The following is an 18,179-nucleotide window of genomic DNA, read 5'->3' on the forward strand; positions in this document are numbered from 1 at the left end:
AGCCGTAGCAGCACGAGCGATCTTGCGAGCAAATCAGTCGGACGCCGGAGCGCAGCGGAGGTGGCGGCTTGAGCACCGTGGACTTCGGACGGACGGCGCAGGACTACGCCCGGCACCGGGCCGGCTTCCCACCCGCCCTGATGGACCGTCTCGGCGACGTCACCGGCCGAACCGTCCTGGATCTCGGCACCGGAACCGGAAGCCTGGCCCGCCTGTTCGCCGCACGCGGCGCGATCGTGACCGGCCTCGATCCCTCCGAGGAGCTGCTGGAACAGGCCCGGCGCTCGAGCCCGGGCATCACCTACCTCCAGGGGACCGCCGAACGGACCGGCCTGCCGGACGCCGCCTTCGACGTGGTCAGCGCGGGCCAGTGCTGGCACTGGTTCCGCGCGGACGAGGCCGCCGCCGAGGTCCGCCGCCTGCTGCGCCCGGGCGGCCGGATCGTGATCGCCCACTTCGATTGGCTCCCGCTGCCCGGCACCGTGGTCGAGACGACCGAACGGCTGATCCTGGCCCACAACCCGTCGTGGCGGCTGGCCGGCGGCACCGGGATGTATCCGCGCTGGCTGACCGACCTGCGCGTGGCCGGTTTCCGGGACGTGGAGACGTTCTCGTTCGACGTCGACGTCCCCTACAGCCGCGAGGACTGGGTGGGCCGCATCCGTGCCAGCGCGGGCGTCGCGGCCAGCCTCCCGGCCCCCACCGTCGAGCGCTTCTCGGCCGAGCTGACCGCCCTGATCCCGTCGGCCGAACTCACCGTCCCGCACCGGGTCTGGGCGGTCGTGGCCCGCGCCGACTAACGTCACCGCGTGTCCGACCTGCTCGAACGGTTGCTCGCCTCGGCCGAGTCCGCCACCATCCTGCGTTTCCTCGCCGACTTCGACGCGCTGGACGTGGACTCGGCCGCCGGGCCGACCGCACGCCTGTCGTCCGGCGCCGATCTGGAGCTAATCGCTCACTGCGGCGCCGGCGGCCGGTTCTTCCGGACGAAACCCGGAGGTCAGATCTGGTACGCGGATTCGGAAGGCAGCGCCGGCGTCATCGGCCCCGACCTGGAGACCGCCTTGGCGCTCCTGGTCGCCGCGCCGAACTGGCACGACCTGCTCGGCTTCTCCGGTGGCGGCGACCTCCACGAGATGCGCCGCGCTCACGACCGTTTCGCCGCCGGCGTCCGGGAGGAGTACCCGGATCTGGCCGAGGAGCAGGCCGCCGTCGTCGCCGAGCTGGGCCTGGTCCTGCCCGAGGACCCGGTGCGGGCGCTGTGGGCGGCCGTCCACGCGCGGGATCCGGAGGTCGTCTTCACCGACGTGGAGCTCGAGGAGTACGCCGAGGAGCCGTGGGACTCGCTGTTCGGCGCGCACACGATCGACCGCCTGCGAACCCGCCGGTCATGAGACCGATCGGCCCGCCAGCGCGAGGGTGGCGTAGCGGCCGCCGGCTTCGAGCAGGGTCTCGTGATCACCGGACTCCAGGATGCGGCCGTGGTCGATCACCACGATCTGGTCGGCGTCGCGGACCGTGGAGAGGCGGTGGGCGATGGTGACCGTGGTGCGGCCCCGGGACAGCTCGTCGAAGGCCTGCTGGACGGCGCGCTCGGTCTCGTTGTCGAGGGCGCTCGTGGCCTCGTCGAGGACCAGGATGCGCGGGTCGCGCAGCAGGGTGCGGGCGATCGCGATCCGCTGCTTCTCCCCGCCGGAGAAACGGTGGCCGCGCGAGCCGACCATGGTGTCGTAGCCGTCGGGCAGGTCGGCGATCAGGTCGTGGATCTGGGCGGCCCGCGCCGCGGCGACCAGTTCGTCGTCGGTGGCGTCCGGCTTGGCGTACCGCAGGTTCTCCCTGATCGTGGTGTGCAGCAGGTAGGTCTCCTGGCTGACCACGCCCACGATGGTCGACAGGTCGGTCAGGGCCAGGTCGCGCAGGTCGACGCCGTCGATCGTCACGTGGCCCGCGGTCGGGTCGTGGAGGCGGGCGATCAGGGCGGCGATCGTGCTCTTGCCCGAGCCGGTCTCGCCGACCAGCGCGAGCGAGCCGCCGGCGGGCACGTCCAGGTTCACGTCGGCGAGCGCGGACGACCTGTCGTCGTACGCGAAAGAGACGTTGTCGAACCGCAAGTGGCCGCGGACCTCGGGCAGACGGACCGGCCTGGCCGGGTCGGCGATCTCGACCGGCAGGTCGAGGTATTCGAAGATCCGCGCGAACAGCGCCAGCGAACTGGTCATCGTCACGCTCACGTCGAGCAGGCTCATCAGCGGCCGGAACAGGTTGCCCTGCAGCGCGGTGAACGCCACCAGGGTCCCGATGCTCATCGCGCCGGCCGCGAACGGCAGCCCCGCGGCCAGGTAGATCGTCGCCGGGATCACCGCGAAGATGACGTTCATCGCGGCCATCCGCCAGCGTCCGGCCAGTTCGGAGCGCAGCTCCAGGTCGATCAGCCGGTTCGACGAGCCGGCGAAGCGGGCGATCTGCGCGGCGCCGGCGCCCATCGTCTTGCTGAGCTGGATGCCGTTGATCGACAGCCCCTCTTCGATGATCACGTTGAGCTCGGCCAGCTCGCGCTGGCGCTCCGTGGTGATCTTCTGGCGCATCCGGGCCACCCGGCGGGTCAGGTAGATCGCCGGTGGCAGCACGAGCAGCGAGATCAGGGTGAGTTGCCAGGTCAGCGCGATCATCGCGACGATGGTGGCGACCACGGTGGTCAGGTTGGCGGCGATGCTGGTCGCGGTCGAGGTGACCACGGACTGCATGCCGCCGATGTCGTTGGTGATCCGCGACTGCACCTCTCCGGTGCGGGTGCGGGTGAAGAAGCCGACCGACTGCCGCTGCAGGTGGCTGAAGACGTCGACCCGCAGCCGGTGCATGACCCGCTGGCCGACGGTGGTGGAGATCCACGTCTGCACCACGCCGAGCACGGACGTGATCGCGGCGACCACGATCATGCCGAGCACGAGCCGGACCAGCAGGCGCAGGTCGCCCTGCGGCAGGGCGACGTCGATGATCTCGCGGAGCAGGAACGGCGACGCCATGCCGAGCACGGACGCCACCACGATGATCGCCACGACCAGTGCGAGAGACCGGCGGTGACCGATGAAGAGCGCGCCGATGCGGCGCATCGAGACGGATCGGGCCTGCGCCCGCTCCGCTGGGGTCACGGTTCGTCCCGCGCCCCGTCCTTGACCTTGAGCCAAGAGCAGAACCTTTCCTCGTACGGGGGAAGCCTCCCGGCCTCCAATAAGCTGAGGTTACCTCAACATGAGGGAGCAACGGTAATCGCTGTTATCTTGTTCCCGTGAAGGAAGAGCCGGAGTTCCCGGTGGAGACGGAGTCGCTGCACGAGGCGTTCTGGGCGGTCAGCCGCCGGATGCGCGAGCACGCCAAGCGGGAGATGGAGCCCTGGGGCATCGCCCCGTCGCAGTTCCGCGCGCTCAGCGCGCTGATGACCGACGGCGAGATGCGGCTCAGCGCCCTCGCCGAGCGCCTGCGGATCGCCGCACGCTCGGCCACCGAGGTCGTCGACGACCTGGAGCGACGCGGCCTCGCCGAGCGCCGCCCGGACCCGGCCGACCGGCGCGCCACCCTGGTCGCCCTCACCGAACAGGGGCGCACCACGGGCGCGGAGATCCGGGCCGCCCGCTCCGCCGCCGGCGAACGCCTCTTCGCCACCCTCGACGAGTCCGACCGAGCGGCCCTTGCCCGCATCCTCCGCCAGCTCGCCGGCCGTTGAAATTGCCGGACCGAGCGGCCCTTGCCCGCAGCCGCCGCCAGCTCGCCGGCCGTTGAAATTGCCGGCAGGTCAGAGGCGGTAGGCCGCTGAGCGGCGGAAGGTGACCGCACCGAAGGCGGCGAGGGCGCCGAGGCAGAGCAGCGCCAGGTGCAGCCCGGCCGGGACCGAGACGATCGAGGTGGCGCTGAGGACGCCGAGGACCAGCAGGGCGATCAGGCACCAGGTCAGGGTGACCCGGGCGGCGTAGCCGAGGGCGTCCCGGGCGAGAACCGCCCGCTCGTCGACCCGGCCGTTCGGGCCGACCCGCATCGACTTGGCGAAGTCGTCGGCGGCCTGGGCGAGCGACGGCGCGTCCACCACGGACTCCATCGCGATCTCGAACAGAGCCAGCGTCCGGTGTGCGCCGCCGTGCCCCGGGTCGAGGCAGAGCGCCCGGCTGACCGACTCGCGGGCGCTGAGCGGCCGGCCCGCCGCGAAGAGCGCCCGGCCGTACGTGACGTGCAGGTCCGCGTAGTGCTCGCCCAGCTCGACGGCGATCTTCAGACCGTCGAGGGCCTCCCCGACCCGACCGGCCGCGAGTTGCGCCTCGGCGAGCCGGTTGTGCAGCCGGGGGTTACCCGGGTCCTCCTGGCAGGCGGCCACGGCGGCGTCGATCGCCTCCCGGTGCCGGCCCAGCTCGGTGGCGGCCCGGCTGAGCCAGTAGAGCGTCTCCGGGCCCTGCGGGTCGAAGTGCCAGGCGGCCTTCGCGGCGCGCAGACCGGCCTCCGCGTCGCCGAGGGCCAGGTGGGCCCGGGCCATCCGGTGCCAGGCCTCGACGTTCTCGGGCTGCCGGCCGACGATCGGTGCGAGCAGGTGGGCGGCGTTCTCCGCACGCCCACGGGCGAGCAGGTCGTCGGCTTGGGACAGCAAAGGCTCGGTTCGCACGTCGCTGCTGATCGGCGACCATCGCGCCGTTCTTGGCGGTTCGCACGTTGCGACCCAGTTGCGTTACCCCGTGTGCGCAGGCCGTCACGGTGAGTTGCGCTGACCCCGGTCACGCAGCTCGTCGCGGTAGCTGGTCAGCGCACCGACCATGCCCTGCACGAAACGCTCGACGACCTGGAGCTCCGCCACCCCGAACTGCTCCATCACCGCGTCGGTGCGCGGCGCGAGCGGGGTGAAGAACGCCTGGGCGAGCGACATCCCGGACTCGGCGTAGCGCAGGTGCACGACCCGCCGGTCGGTGCTCTCCCGAACCCGGCGCAGGTGCCCGTCGCGCTCCAGCCGGTCGATCATCGCGGTGGTGGCGCCGGAGGAGAGCCCCATCGCCTCGCCCAGCCGGCCCGGGCTCAGCGGCGCTCCGGCGCGCTCGGCGTGCATCACCGCGAGCAGGGCGTGCAGGTCGGGGCCGTGCAGATGGTTGCGGCCGGCGAAAGCGTGCCCGATGTGGTTGGCCTCACTGGCGTACGAGTTGAGCAGGTCGACGAGGCGGGAGCGCAGTCGCTGGCGCTCCACCGTCTCCTCTACAGGGGCTTCCGTTTCCTCCACGGGGGTCAGTGTTGCAGATCTTCGCGGCAGAGTAGAGAATCTCGATTGTCGAGATTCTTTATCCTGGAGGCTTCATGAAGCGGGCATGGGCAACACTGCTCCTGGCCCTGGTGTCCGGCGGTCTGGTGATCGGCCTCTCCGGGGCGACCACGGTCACCAACGACCCGAACGCCTCGCTGCCGTCGTCCGCCGAGTCCACCCGGGTCGCACAGCTGCAGAAGCAGCTGCCCTCCGGCCGGACCAACGCGGCCCTGGTCGTGGTCGCCAAGGGCGGCGCGTCGCTCACCGACGCCGACCTGGCCACGGTCACGCCGCTGGGCCGGCCGATCGTCAGCGAGGACCGCAAGGCCGCGATCGTCTCGGTGCCGATGCCGGCCGGCGTCGCGCCCGAGGAGACCATCAAGGCCGTCGCCGACCTGCGCGCCGCGGTCCGGGCGGACCTGCCGGCCGGCGTGACCGCGCAGGTCACCGGCGGCGCCGGGTTCACCGCCGACCTGGCCGACAGCTTCACCGGGGCGAACACCCGGCTGCTGATGGTCACCGTCGTGGTGGTCGCGCTGCTGCTCCTGATCACCTACCGCAGCCCGGTGCTCTGGCTGGTCCCGCTGTTCGTGGTGGGGCTCGCGGACCGGGTCACCACCGGCCTGGTCGCGCTGATCTCGCAGCACACCAGCCTGCCGGTGAGCGGCTCCACCACGGGCATCGTCACCGTGCTGGTCTTCGGCGCGGGCACCGACTACGCGCTGCTGCTGATCTCCCGCTACCGGGAGGAGCTGCACCGGCACGAGGACCGGTTCGTCGCGATGCGGCGAGCGTTGCGCGGGGCCGGGCCGGCCATCGCGGCCAGCGCCGGCACGGTCATCCTCAGCCTGCTCACCCTGCTGCTGGCCAGCCTGGAGAGCAACGTGTCGCTCGGGGCCACGGCCGCCGCCGGCATCGCGGTCGCCGCCCTCTTCGCGCTGCTGGTGCTCCCGGCCGCGCTCGTCGTCTGCGGCCGTGGCCTGTTCTGGCCGTTCGTGCCGCGGGCCGGCCAGGCCGGCGCCGAGGCGGTCAAGGGGATCTGGGCGCGGGTCGGCCGGGCGGTGGCCCGCAAGCCGGTCGCGGTCACCCTGGTCTCGGTGATCATCCTCGGGGTGCTCTCCGCCGGCGGCCTCGGCACCCGGCTCGGGCTCTCGCAGACCGAGCAGTTCCGGGTCCGGTCCGAGTCGGTCGCCGGGCTGGAGACCCTCTCGAAGTACTTCCCGGCCGGTGCGGCCAGCCCGACCGTCGTGCTGACCAGCCCGGACCGGGCGCGGGCCGTGCTCTCCACGATCTCCGGCACGCCCGGGGTGGCTCAGGCCCGGATCGCCGAGCAGAACGCCACCCAGGCGAGCATCCAGGTGATCCTGGACGCGGCGCCGGACACCACCGCGGCCTTCGACACGATCCGCGCGCTGCGCGACGGGCTCGACGGGCAGGCGCTGGTCGGTGGCAGCGTGGCGACCAGTCTGGACACCCGCGACGCGACCCGGCACGACCTGCTGGTGATCGCCCCGGTGATCCTGCTGGTGGTGCTGCTCGTGCTGGTCGTCCTGCTGCGCGCGCTGGTCGCGCCGGTGCTGCTGATCATCACGGTGATCGTGAGTTACGCGGCGGCACTCGGCGCCGGGTCGTTCCTCTTCGACCACGCGCTGGACAACCAGGTGCCGCTCTTCTCGTTCCTGTTCCTGGTCGCGCTCGGGGTGGACTACAACATCTTCCTGGTCACCAGGGCCCGGGAGGAGGCGGCCGTTCGCGGGACCCGGGACGGCATGGTGCACGCGGTCGCGGTCACCGGCGCGGTGATCACGAGCGCCGGGATCCTGCTGGCGGCGGTCTTCGCGGTGCTCGGCGTGCTGCCGGTGATCACGCTGACCCAGATCGGCGTGATCGTGATGATCGGGGTGCTGCTGGACACGCTGCTCGTCCGTACCGTGCTGGTGCCGGCTTTGGCCACGGTCCTCGGTGACCGGTTCTGGTGGCCCGGCCGTCCGCAGGCCTCGGCGCCGGACGGCGCCGGGATCCCGGCGCAGCCGCAGAGCCGGCCGGACTGGGAGGCGGTCGACCGCACCAAGCTGTCGGAGCCCGCCGACAAGGCCTGACCGGTCGGGCCCGCACCGGGAAACCCACCGCGGGCAGCCGATCGTCCAGCGCGACGAGCCCCGCGACGTGCTCCTGGATCTCGCCCAGCACCACGGCGAGATCCAGGGGCTCGGAGCGTTTGCGGTTGAGCTCGTGGAACCCCTCGGCAAGGCCCGGGCCCGGCCCCTCGAGGTGCGCCACCACGCTCGACTCGACCCGCAGCCCGGCCTCGGCCCCGGCCAGGGCCAGCTGGCAGATCGACAGGATCGGGGTCAGGACGGGCTGGCGGGGGCGGGGACGCCGGCGAACGGGATCGCGGCCGGCGTGGTGTTCCGCTCCCCCGCCGGGTGCTGCCAGAGGCCGCGGCGGCGCAGTTCGGGCAGGACGCCCTCGCCGAACCAGTACGCCTCCTCCAGGTGCGGATAGCCGGAGAGGATGAACTCGGAGATGCCGAGCGACGCGTACTCCTCGATCCGGTCGGCGACCTCGATGTGGCTGCCGACCAGGGCGGTCCCGGCGCCGCCACGGACCAGGCCGACCCCGGCCCACAGGTTCGGCGAGACGACCAGGCCGTCCCGGGTGCCGCCGTGCAGGTCGAGCATCCGGCGCTGGCCCTCGGACTCGCTGGTGCGCAGCCCGGCCTGCACTCCGGCGATATCCTGTTCGGAGACGTTCCGCAGCAGGCGGGCCGCCTCGTCCCAGGCGGCCTCGGAGGTGTCCCGGGTGATCACGTGCAGACGGATGCCGAACCTCATGTCCGGCCTGAGCGTGCGGATCCAGGCCAGCTTCTCGGCCACCTGGGCGGGCGGCTCGCCCCAGGTCAGGTAGACGTCGGCGTGCTCGGCGGCGACCGGGCCGGCCGCCTTCGACGAGCCGCCGAAGTAGATGGTCGGCTGCACGTCGGGAACCCGGGACAGGCGCGCGTTCTCCACCCGCAGATGTTCGCCCTGGTGGGTGACGGTCTCGCCACGCAGCAGCGCCCGCACGATCTTGAGGAACTCGGCGGTCCGCGCGTAACGCGCGTCCTTGTCCAGGAAGTCGCCGAACTGCCGCTGCTCGCTGGACTCCCCGCCGGTCACCACGTTGAGCAGCAGCCGCCCGCCGGAGAGCCGCTGGAACGTCGAGGACATCTGCGCCGCCAGGGTCGGCGAGATCAGCCCGGGGCGGAACGCGACCAGGAACTTCAGCCGCTCGGTGACCTCGGTCAGCATCGCGGTGGTGAGCCACGCGTCCTCGCACCAGGCCCCGGTCGGGGTGAGCGCGCCGACGAACCCCAACTGCTCGGCGCTGCGCGCGATCTGGCCGAGGTAGCCGATGGTCAGTGGACGGACCGCGCCCGCCGAGCCGGCCGGCGTGCCGTGACCGCCGCCCACGATGTCCCGGCTGTCGCCGTTGGTGGGAAGAAACCAGTGGAAGTCCATGCCCGAGAGACTACCCATATATCCCATGGGCTCGGTAGGATGCGCCGCATGATCGATGAGGCTGCATATGACGAGACCCGGCTGCGTCAGTGGGTAGCCGGCCAGGCCCGCGGTTTCTCCCGGCGGCACCTGTTCACCCTGGCCGCCGCCGTCGGGGCCGCCGGCCTGGCGCCGAGTCCGGCACACGCGGCCGACTCACCGATCGTCAAGCCGCTGCCGCCCGAGCTCTTCCGGGTGCTCGGCACCAACGCCGAGACCCGGTGGTCGGCGCTGAAGGACCAGGGCTATTTCGTACCGGTGGACCGGTTCTTCGTCCGCAATCACACCAGCACGCCGCGCCTGGACGCCGACAGCTGGAACCTGGAGATCTCCGGCGCCGGGCTGCGCGGCGAGGCCGCGCACCTCACTCTCGCCGACCTTCGCCGCCTTCCGGCGGAGACCCACGCGGTCACCGTCGAGTGCGCCGGCAACGGCCGCGGCTACTACACGTCCCAGCAGGGCCAGACGGTTTCCGGTACGGCCTGGGGCCTGGGCGCCGTCGGCGTCGCCCGCTGGCGCGGGGTGCGGCTGTCCACGGTGCTCCGCCGGGTCGGGGTGCGCCGTGACGCGGTCGACGTGCAGGCCTCCGGGCTCGATCCGAACTACGTCACCGGCGGTGTCGACCTGGGCCCGGTCCGGCGTCCGATGCCGCTGGCCAAGGCGCTCGACGACGTGCTGCTGGCCTACGAGATGAACGGTGAGCCGCTGCCGCCGGACCACGGCTTCCCGGTCCGCCTGGTCGTACCCCGCTGGGTCGGCATCGCCTCGATCAAGTGGGTCGGGAAGATCGAGGTCTCCACCGAGCCGCTCTTCTCCCCGTGGAACACCCAGTTCTACCGGCTCTTCGGCTCGGAGTTCCCGCCCGAGGGGCTCCCCTTCGACAAGCAGGTGATCAAGAGCGCGTTCGAGCTGGATCCCGGAACGGTCTTCGCCGCCGGCCGGCGGGTGCGACTGACCGGGCGCTCCTGGTCAGGCGGCGGCCCGATCCGCAGGGTCGAGGTGAGCACCGACGGCGGCGCGACGTGGCGGCACGCCCGCTTCAGCGGCCGCTCCCACGAGGGCGCCTGGCAGCGCTGGGAGCTGGACTGGCGCCCCTCGACCGGCACCTACGAACTGCTGGCCCGGGCCACCGACGTACACGGCAACACCCAGCCGGACGTAGCCCGCCACAACACCCTCGGCTACCTCTTCGACGCGGTCGTCCGCGTCCCGGTCACCGCGGCCTGATTCCGAACCAGGCGCCCCTTCCGGCGACGCGCTCGAGCGCACTCACCTCGGCACGATCGGGGCTGGGCGGGCTCCGACCCGCCCGGTGTGGCTTTGCCGGTCGAGTACAACCGCGCGGGTCGTGGCCTCTTGCTGTCGTCAATACGAGAGGCCGCGTCGCGCTAGCTTTCCAGGCGCTTCAGTTGGCGTTCGGCGATGGGTCGTAGGTCCGGGTCGTCGAGGTAGCGGCGCAGGATCGAAGGGGCCAGGGCCGGGGCGAGCAGGCGGACGTTGACAACGATCCGGCTACGGACGTCGAATTCGGGATCCTCGGCGAGCGCCAGCACCAGCTCGTCGGAGGAGCCCGGCACGTCAACCGCCGCAAGGCCGCTGACCAGCGCGGCGCGTACCTCAGGGACCGGGTCGGCCGCCAGCGCGACGAGCAGGAGGCGTACCTCGGGGTCGCCGACGCCGGCCTGGGGCAGTGCGGTGGCGGCGTCGATGCGTACCCTCGGATCCGGATCTGTCGCAAGCGTGCGCAGTACGGCGAGCGCGGCCGGTCCGCCGACCGCGCCGAGTGCCGCGGTGGCGTCCTCGCGTACGAGCGGGTCGGCACGCAGGCGCAGCAGTACGGGCGCGGCGTCCGGGCTGCCGATCCGGCCGAGTGCGAACACCACCCAGCGGCGCACCCGGTCCGTGAGGTCATCGGCCAGCGCGATCAGGTGTGGGACCGCGTCGTAGCGGCGCGTGTAGCCGAGCTGGGACACCGCGGTCACGCGCACGTCCGGGTCGATGTCGCGCAGCCCGGCAAGCAGCGCCTGGAACGCGCGGTCATCGGCGGTGGGCAGGGCGCCGTACGCCATGGCCCGGATCCGCGGGTCGCTATCGGCCGCCGCGGCGAGCAGCAGGTCGGTGTCCTGCGGCTCGCTGACGAAGCCGAGCGCCCACAGGCCGGTCCGGCGCAGCGTGGAATCCGGATCCACGGCCAGCGCCAGCACGGCCGGCCGGGCCGCGGCGCGGTTGCCGTGCAGCAGGTCGACGATCTCCGCGCTCAGCGAGTCCTGGTCGTCGCCGAGGTCGCGGGCGGACGCGCGTAGCAGCACCGGCAGCGCCTCGAGGCCATCGATGCCGGCCAGCACCCCGGCGATCAGGTCGCGGCCGTAGAAGTTCTTCTCGTCGAGGAAGCGGTGCAGCGCGGCGGTCAGCTCGGCCACCAGGGTGCTGTCGCCGCAGCCGGTCAGCGCGACGCGTGTCTTCTCCAGGTCGTCGCAGTCGTCGAGTTCGTCGATCTGCCGGATGAACTCGGCGAGCGCCGCGCGGGTGTCGATCACGCGCCGCATCGTCGCAGGCGTCGACCAGCCGAGCTCCGGCAGGCCGACCCCGCCCCGCCGGGCACGTCCTTGCCCGCCGTCGTCGGGCCGTCCGGGTGTTGTCATGTCAGGAGGTGGAACGAGTTATGGTAGGCGCCGACCCGGGGGAGCGTGCATGCCGTCAAATAGGGCCAGCGCAAGAACCGGCAAATCTTTCACGGACAGCGCAAAGATCACTTCGACCCGCGTCCTAAAGCCGGGCAAAACCACCTCCAGTGATGTGGCGGCGGCGGCCGGGGTGTCGCGGTCGGCGGTGTCGTTCGCCTTCAACAATCCGCAGCGGATCTCGACCGCGACCCGGGAGCGGATCCTGGCGGTCGCGGAGGAGCTCGGCTACACGCCGAACACGCTCGGGCGGATGCTGCAGGCCGGGACCACCAACTCGATCGGGGTCCTGCTGCCGCAGCGGCTGGCGCAGATCCTGGAGAACCCGTACCACGCCCGGTTCCTGATGGGCGTCGGCCAGATCTGCGACCAGGAGGGTTACACGCTGCTGCTGACCCCGCCGCTGCAGGATTCCGTGCTCAAGGCGATCCCGTACGCGGCGGTGGACGGGTTCATCGTCTGCGGCCTGGAGATCGACCGGGGCGAGGTCGCCTAACTGGACCGCCGCGGGATCCCGTTCGTGCTGATCGACTCGGACCGGCACAAGGGCGCGCCGCACGTCGAGGTCGACGACCGGGGCGGGGCCCACGAGGCGGCCCGTCACCTGCTGGAACTCGGGCACCGTCGGCTCGCGGTGCTCTCCATCGGCCCGGGGCCCGGACCCGCCGCCCGCGGTTACCAGGGCCCGCTCGCGCGCCGCCTGGCCGGCATCCGGGACGCTTTCGCCGATGCCGGGCTGACCATGGACGACGTACCGCTGGCCGAGGTTCCGGCGACCCGTGCCGAGGGCTACCGGGCGACCAAGGAGCTGATGTCCGGCCCGGCGACACCGACGGCGATCCTGGCCCTCTCCGACGTGCTCGCCTACGGCGCGGTCGACGCCCTGCGGGAGCTCGGCGCCGGCGTGCCCGGGGACGTCTCGGTGACCGGCTTCGACGACCTCGCCGAGTCCGCCTGGCTGCGGCCGGGGCTGACCACCGTGCGCCAGCCGATCGTGACCAAGGGCCGGATGGCCGCGGACTTCCTGATCTCGGCGATCCGGGGCGAGGATCAGCATCCGCACCAGACCCTCGGCACGTCGCTGATCATCCGGGAATCCACCGCAAAACCGGCATAACGCCGTACTGCAAGAACTTGCAGCAAGAAAGCAACCGACAAACTATGTAACACGTGTTAGTTGCCTGCTACCGTTCCTCGCCATGACCGACCAACTGATCGCACCGCCCACCGTTGAGGCGCCGCCGGCATCCTGGTGGCGCAACGCGGTCATCTATCAGATCTACCCGCGCAGCTTCGCCGACCTGAACGGCGACGGCATCGGCGACCTGCCTGGCATCACCAGCCGCCTGCCGTACCTCAAGGATCTGGGCGTGGACGCGGTCTGGCTCTCCCCGTTCTACGCGTCGCCGCAGGCCGACGCGGGCTACGACGTCTCGGACTACCGGACGGTCGACCCGATCTTCGGGACCGTCGCCGACGCCTCCGAGCTGATCGCCGGCGCGCACGCGCTCGGTCTGCGCGTCATCGTCGACCTGGTGCCGAACCACTCCTCCGACCAGCACGAGTGGTTCCAGAAGGCGCTCGCCGAGGGCCCCGGTTCGATGTTCCGCGAGCGCTACCACTTCCGCCCCGGCAAGGGCGAGAACGGCGAGCTGCCGCCGAACGACTGGCCGTCGATCTTCGGCGGTCCGGCCTGGACCCGGGTCGAGGACGGCGAGTGGTACCTGCACCTGTTCGCCCCGGAGCAGCCCGACTTCAACTGGGAGCACCCGGCGGTCCGGGACGAGTTCAAGACGGTCCTGCGGTTCTGGCTCGACCTGGGGGTCGACGGTTTCCGGATCGACGTGGCCCACGGCCTGGTGAAGGCGGACGGCCTGCCGGACGTCGGCTCGGAGGCCGAGTGGCACCTGCTGGGCGTCGGCGAGAGCCCGTGCTTCGATCGGGACGGCGTGCACGAGATCTACCGCTCCTGGCGGCAGATCCTCGACGAGTACCCCGGCGAGCGGATCGCGGTCGCCGAGGCCTGGGCGCCCAGCCTGTCCCGGGTCTCGCACTACGTCCGCCCCGACGAGCTGCACCAGGCGTTCAACTTCAGCTACCTGGGCACCGCGTGGAACGCGCACGAGCAGCGCCAGATGATCGACGACTCCCTCGCCGCGATGAGCGCGGTCGGGGCGCCGACCACCTGGACGCTCTCCAACCACGACGTGGTCCGGCACACCACCCGGCTGATGCAGAGCGCCGACGGTGAGGTCGCCGGCCGCAAGGCGGTCGCGGTCGACGACGCCGCCGCCCTGCGGCGGGCCCGGGCTGCCAGCACGCTGATGCTGGCGCTGCCCGGCTCGGCCTACCTCTACCAGGGTGAGGAGCTGGGCCTGCCGGAGGTCCTGGACCTGCCGGCGGAGGTGCGCCAGGACCCGGCGTTCCACCGTGCCGAGGGCCAGGACGGCTACCGCGACGGATGCCGGGTGCCGATCCCGTGGAGCGGCGACGAGGCCCCGTACGGCTTCGGCCCGGAGGGCAGCGCCAGCTGGCTCCCGCAGCCGGCCTCGTGGGCCGGGCTGAGCGTGGCCGCGCAGACCGGGACGCCGGACTCGACGCTGGAGCTGTACCGCCGGGCGCTGGCCGTGCGCCGCGCCGCCCCGGCCATGCAGCCCGTCGACAACCTGCGCTGGGTGACCGCCCCGGCCGGGGTGCTGGCCTTCGAGCGCGAGGTCGCCGGCGCGCCGGTGTTCCGCTGCACGGTCAACATGAGCGACCAGCCGGTGTCGCTCGGCCGGCCCGGTGAGCTGCTGCTCGCCAGCGGGCCGATCGAGGGCAGCCCCGACGAGGTCGTGCTGCCGCCGGACACCACCGTCTGGTGGTCCCTCTCCAGCTGACACCGTCCCGGCCACCCTCGGACGGTGCGGGTGGGCGGGAGTGCGGGCGTGACGCGCAGCCGATGGGCGCGCGTCACGCCCGCACTTTTCTGCTACGACTCAGTTCATCCGTTTCGCCGCCGATCTGGGACTTCACCTGAACCGGAATCGGCGGTGAGTCATGCGAGCAGTGGACGGACCGGCCCGCAGGGCTCAGCGCATCCTGTTGCTGGCCTGCGTCTGGGCCGCGTTGAGCGCGCTGCTCGGGGTCGCCGGCGTCCTCGTCGGTGACGGGCCCGCCTGGCTGCTCTGGCCGAGCGGGGTCGCCGCGGCCGCAACCGCGGTGTACGCGTGCCTGGTCGCCGCCGAATCAACCCGGGGTGTCGCCCAGCTGTTCTGGCAGCGGCTCGCCGGCGCGACCGGTCTGCTCGCCCTGGGCGCCGTCAGCCACGCCGTCCGGACCGTGCTCGCCGGGCACCCGACGACGATGACCCCGTTCAACGCGGTCTGCTATGTCGGCGCGGTGGCCCTCACTGCCTTCGCGATGCTGCGCCTGCCGCACCCGCCGCGCACCTGGCGCGCGAACCGCGCGATCTACCTGGACATCGCCGTGGTGGGCGTGGCTGCCTCGCTGCTCACCGCCCACTTCCTGTGGTCCACCCCGACGCCCGGGTCGGTGGCGCCCGCGCTTCCGTCGCCGGGGCCGCCGGTGCCGGGCCTGGCCACCGGGCTGATGTGGCTGGTGGTGTTCACCGTGGTCGCCGCGGTCGCCACGGTGATCCGGGTCGGTATGACCGGCGCCGGACCGGTGCCCGGGCCGACGCTGTGGTTTCTGTCCCCGATCGGCCTGCTCCCCCCGGCCGCCTGGCTGCTCTACCCGATGGTCGGGGCGTGGACGCACCTGAGCATCACCGCGATCCTGATGGTGCCGCTCGGGCTGATGTTCGCCCTCGCCGCCCGCGCGCAGATCCGGTCCGACGGTAGTCCGGCCCGGCCGACGCGCTCACGATGGCTGCAGCGGTGGCGGCGGATCAGCGTGGTGCCGTACGTGGCGGTCGCGATCACCGTCGGCATGCTGATCTACGTCACCCTGGATCTCGGCTACCTGCCCCCGCGTCTGGCCGGCGGCTCACTCCTGCTGATCATCCTGGCGGTGGTCCGGCTACGGATCGCCGTCTCGGACAACTCCGACCTGATGGAGCGGCTGGAGGCACAGGTCAACCACGACGACCTGACCGGGCTGCCGAACCGGCGGAGGTTCGCCGCCACCCTGCAGCGGCGCACCGCGCCGGCCACGGTCGCGGTCTGCGACCTGGACGGCTTCGGCACCCTCAACGACCGGCTCGGTGACGAGCGCGGCGACGCGTTGCTGCGCGCCGCCGCGGCCCGGATCACCGAGACGTTCGGGGCGGACGCGTTCGTCGCCCGGCTGCTCGGCGACGAGTTCGGCCTGCTGCTTCCCGGCGAGGACGAGGCGCTGGGCGAGCGGCTGGTCCGCGCGTTCCGGCTGCCGCTGCGGGTGGACGGGCACGACCTGCTGGTCACGGTCACCGTCGGGGTGGCCGCCGGCCGCGACGAGGTGGTCCCGGACCTGTTGCGCCGGGCCGAACTGGCCCTCAAGACCGCGAAGCGCTCCGGCGCCAACCGGGTGCAGGAGCACACCCCGCAGCTGGACAGCACCGCGCAGCACGACGCCGACCTGGCCGCGGCGCTGCGCCGGGGCCTGGACCGGGGCGAGTTCCGGCTGGTCTACCAGCCGATCGTGAAGTTGCCCGGTGGCCGGATCACCGGTGTGGAGGCGCTGGTGCGCTGGCACCCGGAGGGCGGGCCGCCGGTGTCACCGGCGGACTTCATCCCGGTCGCCGAGCAGACCGGGATGATCCTGGACCTCGGCCTCTGGGTGATCGAGACGGCCTGCGCGGACGCGGCGAGGTGGCGGCAGGCCTACGGCACGGCCGCTCCCCGGGTCAACATCAACGTGTCGGCGCGGCAGCTGCTCGACCCGGACCTGCCGGACCAGGTGGCCTCGACCATGGCCCGCTACCGTCTCGACCCCGACAAGATCACTCTGGAGATCACCGAGACGGCCGTCTTCGGTGGCGGCGTGGCCCTGAACACCGTCCGGGAGCTGCGCGAGCTCGGGGTCGGGGTGGCCCTGGACGACTTCGGCACCGGCCAGTCGTCGCTGACGCTGCTGCGTACCTGCCCGGTCACCACGCTCAAGGTCGACAAGTCCTTCATCGACGAGCTGAACGGCACCGCCGAGCAGGAGGCGATCGCGACGTCGCTGAGCACGATCGCGCGGACGCTGGGCCTGCGGGCGGTGGCCGAGGGCGTCGAGACCAAGGAGCAGGTCGTCCGGCTCGAGGCCCTCGGCTACCGGTACGCGCAGGGCTACTACTTCGCCAAGCCCGGCCCGGCCGAGCTGATCGACGTGGCGCTGGAGCAGGCCCTGCACGACCGGGTCGTTCAGCAGTAGGTGCTCTGCTTGCCGATCACCCGGTAGGGGCAGTCGGCGATCTCGGCGAGCTGCAGCGCGGCCTCCCGGTTCCGGGCGGTCTGCGCGGTGATCACGCTGCCCGGCGGGTAGAAGCCGCCGCCCGAGGAGCTCTTCGGGTACATCTCGAAGGTGTACGCGAAGATCTTGTACGTACCCCACAGCCAGTCCAGCAGAACACCGTCGGCGATGTAGAGATCGCTGGACTGCTCGGGGGTGTAGCTGTTGGTCGCGGCCATCTGCCGGCCCAGGGTCGACAGGGCGTTGTAGTCGTCGGCGGTCATCCCGGTCGCGGTGTTCGCGGTGGTGTAGCCGTAGGGCCACAACACCAGCTCCGAGTACGAATGGAAGTCCATCGCCGCCTTGATCTGCTGTGTCCCGCCGACCACCCGGCTGGCCACGAAGTCCCGGACCACCCGGGCCTCCGGGGCGGAGAAGGCTGACGCCCCCCGGTACGTCTCCGACGACTTGGTGCCCGACGAGCCGCCGCAGCAGCCCCAGTTGTACGAGTAGTTGCGGTTCAGGTCGGTGCCGACCGCGCTGGACCCGGAGTTCGGCTGACGGTTCTTGCGCCACGAGCGGTAACTGCCGGTCGCGATGTCGTACTCGGATCCGTCCGGGTTCACCGACGGGACGATCCAGATCTCCCGGCTGTCCACGATGGTCTTGATCCGGCTGTCGGTGGCGTATCCGTCGGTGAACTGGTGCATCACATAGAGCGCCTGCTCCACCGTGATGTGCTCGCGGGCGTGATGGTTGGCGTCGTAGAGCACCTCCGGCTCGGCCTCGTCGGTGGCCACGTTGTCGGAGACCTTCACGGCCACGATGTCGCGGCCCTCGTAGCTCTTGCCGATCACCCGCTTGGCGGCGATCGCCGGGTACTTGGCGACGATGGCGTTCACGTCGGCGATCATCTCGGCGTAGTTGTGGTAGGCCGAGTCGGCGGACGGGAAGTCCAGCACCCGGTTCACCGGCTCGACGGTGAAACCCTGTCGTTGCAGCCGGCGCACCTCGGCCGGGGTCGCGGTGATCTGCACGACGGCGTGCTCGACGCTGTCGATGGCCGCCCCGGTACGGGCGATCGCGTTGCGCTGGGCGGCGGTCCGCACGTCGTAGACCTCGTAGGCGGCCGACTCGGCCTCGTCGACGGCGGCGGCCGCCGGCTCCGAGGCGATCAAAGCGAGGATGACGGCGGCGAACGCCGCCATGGCACGTCGTCTCATGAACGACCTCCGGTATTCGGTTAGGTTGCCCAACCACACCACCGGACATCGATATTTAGCAATGTATGAATCCATGTCATTCGACCCCGGGGCCCGACGTGATGACCCCGCT

Annotated in this window: 15 protein-coding genes; 9 read left to right on the forward strand and 6 right to left on the reverse strand. The window is 71.8% G+C overall.

What is annotated here, in order from left to right; translation table 11 throughout:
- Nucleotides 1-77: 77 nt before the first annotated feature.
- The gene (locus CHC09_RS41935; RefSeq protein WP_239138869.1) at nucleotides 78-800 is read left to right on the forward strand and encodes a class I SAM-dependent methyltransferase; all 723 of its coding nucleotides are present in this window, start codon (nucleotides 78-80) and stop codon (nucleotides 798-800) included.
- Between the two features lie 9 nt (nucleotides 801-809).
- Nucleotides 810-1,394, forward strand: coding sequence for a hypothetical protein (locus CHC09_RS41940; RefSeq protein WP_089298842.1), 585 nt, complete (start codon nucleotides 810-812; stop codon nucleotides 1,392-1,394).
- Here CHC09_RS41940 and CHC09_RS41945 read toward each other — a convergent pair.
- Nucleotides 1,389-3,110, reverse strand: a complete 1,722-nt coding sequence (locus CHC09_RS41945; RefSeq protein WP_089298843.1) for an ABC transporter ATP-binding protein — start codon at nucleotides 3,108-3,110, stop codon at nucleotides 1,389-1,391. The genes CHC09_RS41940 and CHC09_RS41945 overlap by 6 nt on opposite strands.
- A gap of 200 nt (nucleotides 3,111-3,310) precedes the next feature.
- On the opposite strand from CHC09_RS41945, the gene CHC09_RS41950 reads away from it, so the two are divergent.
- The gene (locus CHC09_RS41950; protein WP_373872019.1) at nucleotides 3,311-3,721 is read left to right on the forward strand and encodes a MarR family winged helix-turn-helix transcriptional regulator; all 411 of its coding nucleotides are present in this window, start codon (nucleotides 3,311-3,313) and stop codon (nucleotides 3,719-3,721) included.
- Nucleotides 3,722-3,790: 69 nt separating this feature from the next.
- On the opposite strand, the gene CHC09_RS41955 is transcribed toward CHC09_RS41950, so the two are convergent.
- Nucleotides 3,791-4,645, reverse strand: coding sequence for a tetratricopeptide repeat protein (locus tag CHC09_RS41955; RefSeq protein WP_089298844.1), 855 nt, complete (start codon nucleotides 4,643-4,645; stop codon nucleotides 3,791-3,793).
- Nucleotides 4,646-4,729: 84 nt separating this feature from the next.
- On the reverse strand, nucleotides 4,730-5,248 hold the full coding sequence (locus CHC09_RS41960) for a MarR family winged helix-turn-helix transcriptional regulator (protein ID WP_089298845.1): 519 nt from the start codon (nucleotides 5,246-5,248) through the stop codon (nucleotides 4,730-4,732).
- A 74-nt stretch (nucleotides 5,249-5,322) separates the two neighbouring features.
- Between CHC09_RS41960 and CHC09_RS41965 the strand changes: the two genes are divergently transcribed.
- Nucleotides 5,323-7,368, forward strand: a complete 2,046-nt coding sequence (locus CHC09_RS41965) for an MMPL family transporter (RefSeq protein WP_089298846.1) — start codon at nucleotides 5,323-5,325, stop codon at nucleotides 7,366-7,368.
- A gap of 252 nt (nucleotides 7,369-7,620) precedes the next feature.
- Here CHC09_RS41965 and CHC09_RS41970 read toward each other — a convergent pair whose 3' ends face one another.
- Entirely contained in the window at nucleotides 7,621-8,769 is a 1,149-nt protein-coding gene (locus CHC09_RS41970; RefSeq protein WP_239138868.1) for an LLM class flavin-dependent oxidoreductase, read from the reverse strand.
- Between the two features lie 48 nt (nucleotides 8,770-8,817).
- Here CHC09_RS41970 and CHC09_RS41975 point away from each other — a divergent pair, with 48 nt between their 5' ends.
- Entirely contained in the window at nucleotides 8,818-10,035 is a 1,218-nt protein-coding gene (locus CHC09_RS41975; protein ID WP_239138867.1) for a sulfite oxidase, read from the forward strand.
- 161 nt (nucleotides 10,036-10,196) lie between these two features.
- On the opposite strand, the gene CHC09_RS41980 is transcribed toward CHC09_RS41975, so the two are convergent.
- Nucleotides 10,197-11,450 carry a HEAT repeat domain-containing protein gene (locus CHC09_RS41980; RefSeq protein WP_143232889.1) on the reverse strand — a complete coding sequence of 418 codons (1,254 nt, stop codon included), beginning with the start codon at nucleotides 11,448-11,450 and terminating at the stop codon, nucleotides 10,197-10,199.
- A 49-nt stretch (nucleotides 11,451-11,499) separates the two neighbouring features.
- Here CHC09_RS41980 and CHC09_RS48205 point away from each other — a divergent pair, with 49 nt between their 5' ends.
- The 4 genes from CHC09_RS48205 to CHC09_RS41995 all read left to right on the forward strand — a co-directional run bounded on the left by CHC09_RS48205 (nucleotide 11,500) and on the right by CHC09_RS41995 (nucleotide 16,826).
- Nucleotides 11,500-11,985, forward strand: coding sequence for a LacI family DNA-binding transcriptional regulator (locus CHC09_RS48205; RefSeq protein WP_275407970.1), 486 nt, complete (start codon nucleotides 11,500-11,502; stop codon nucleotides 11,983-11,985).
- A 15-nt stretch (nucleotides 11,986-12,000) separates the two neighbouring features.
- Nucleotides 12,001-12,606 carry a substrate-binding domain-containing protein gene (locus CHC09_RS48210; RefSeq protein ID WP_275407971.1) on the forward strand — a complete coding sequence of 202 codons (606 nt, stop codon included), beginning with the start codon at nucleotides 12,001-12,003 and terminating at the stop codon, nucleotides 12,604-12,606.
- A gap of 82 nt (nucleotides 12,607-12,688) precedes the next feature.
- Entirely contained in the window at nucleotides 12,689-14,368 is a 1,680-nt protein-coding gene (locus CHC09_RS41990; RefSeq protein ID WP_089298850.1) for a glycoside hydrolase family 13 protein, read from the forward strand.
- A gap of 160 nt (nucleotides 14,369-14,528) precedes the next feature.
- A complete protein-coding gene (locus CHC09_RS41995) occupies nucleotides 14,529-16,826 on the forward strand; it encodes a putative bifunctional diguanylate cyclase/phosphodiesterase (RefSeq protein ID WP_089298851.1) in 2,298 nt (765 codons plus the stop codon).
- Here CHC09_RS41995 and CHC09_RS42000 read toward each other — a convergent pair.
- Nucleotides 16,817-18,067, reverse strand: a complete 1,251-nt coding sequence (locus CHC09_RS42000; protein WP_089298852.1) for a M14 family metallopeptidase — start codon at nucleotides 18,065-18,067, stop codon at nucleotides 16,817-16,819. The two genes, CHC09_RS41995 and CHC09_RS42000, sit on opposite strands and share 10 nt — an antisense overlap.
- Between the last annotated feature and the right edge of the window lie 112 nt (nucleotides 18,068-18,179).

This window comes from Actinoplanes regularis, from assembly GCF_900188005.1.
Lineage (GTDB): Bacteria > Actinomycetota > Actinomycetes > Mycobacteriales > Micromonosporaceae > Actinoplanes > Actinoplanes regularis.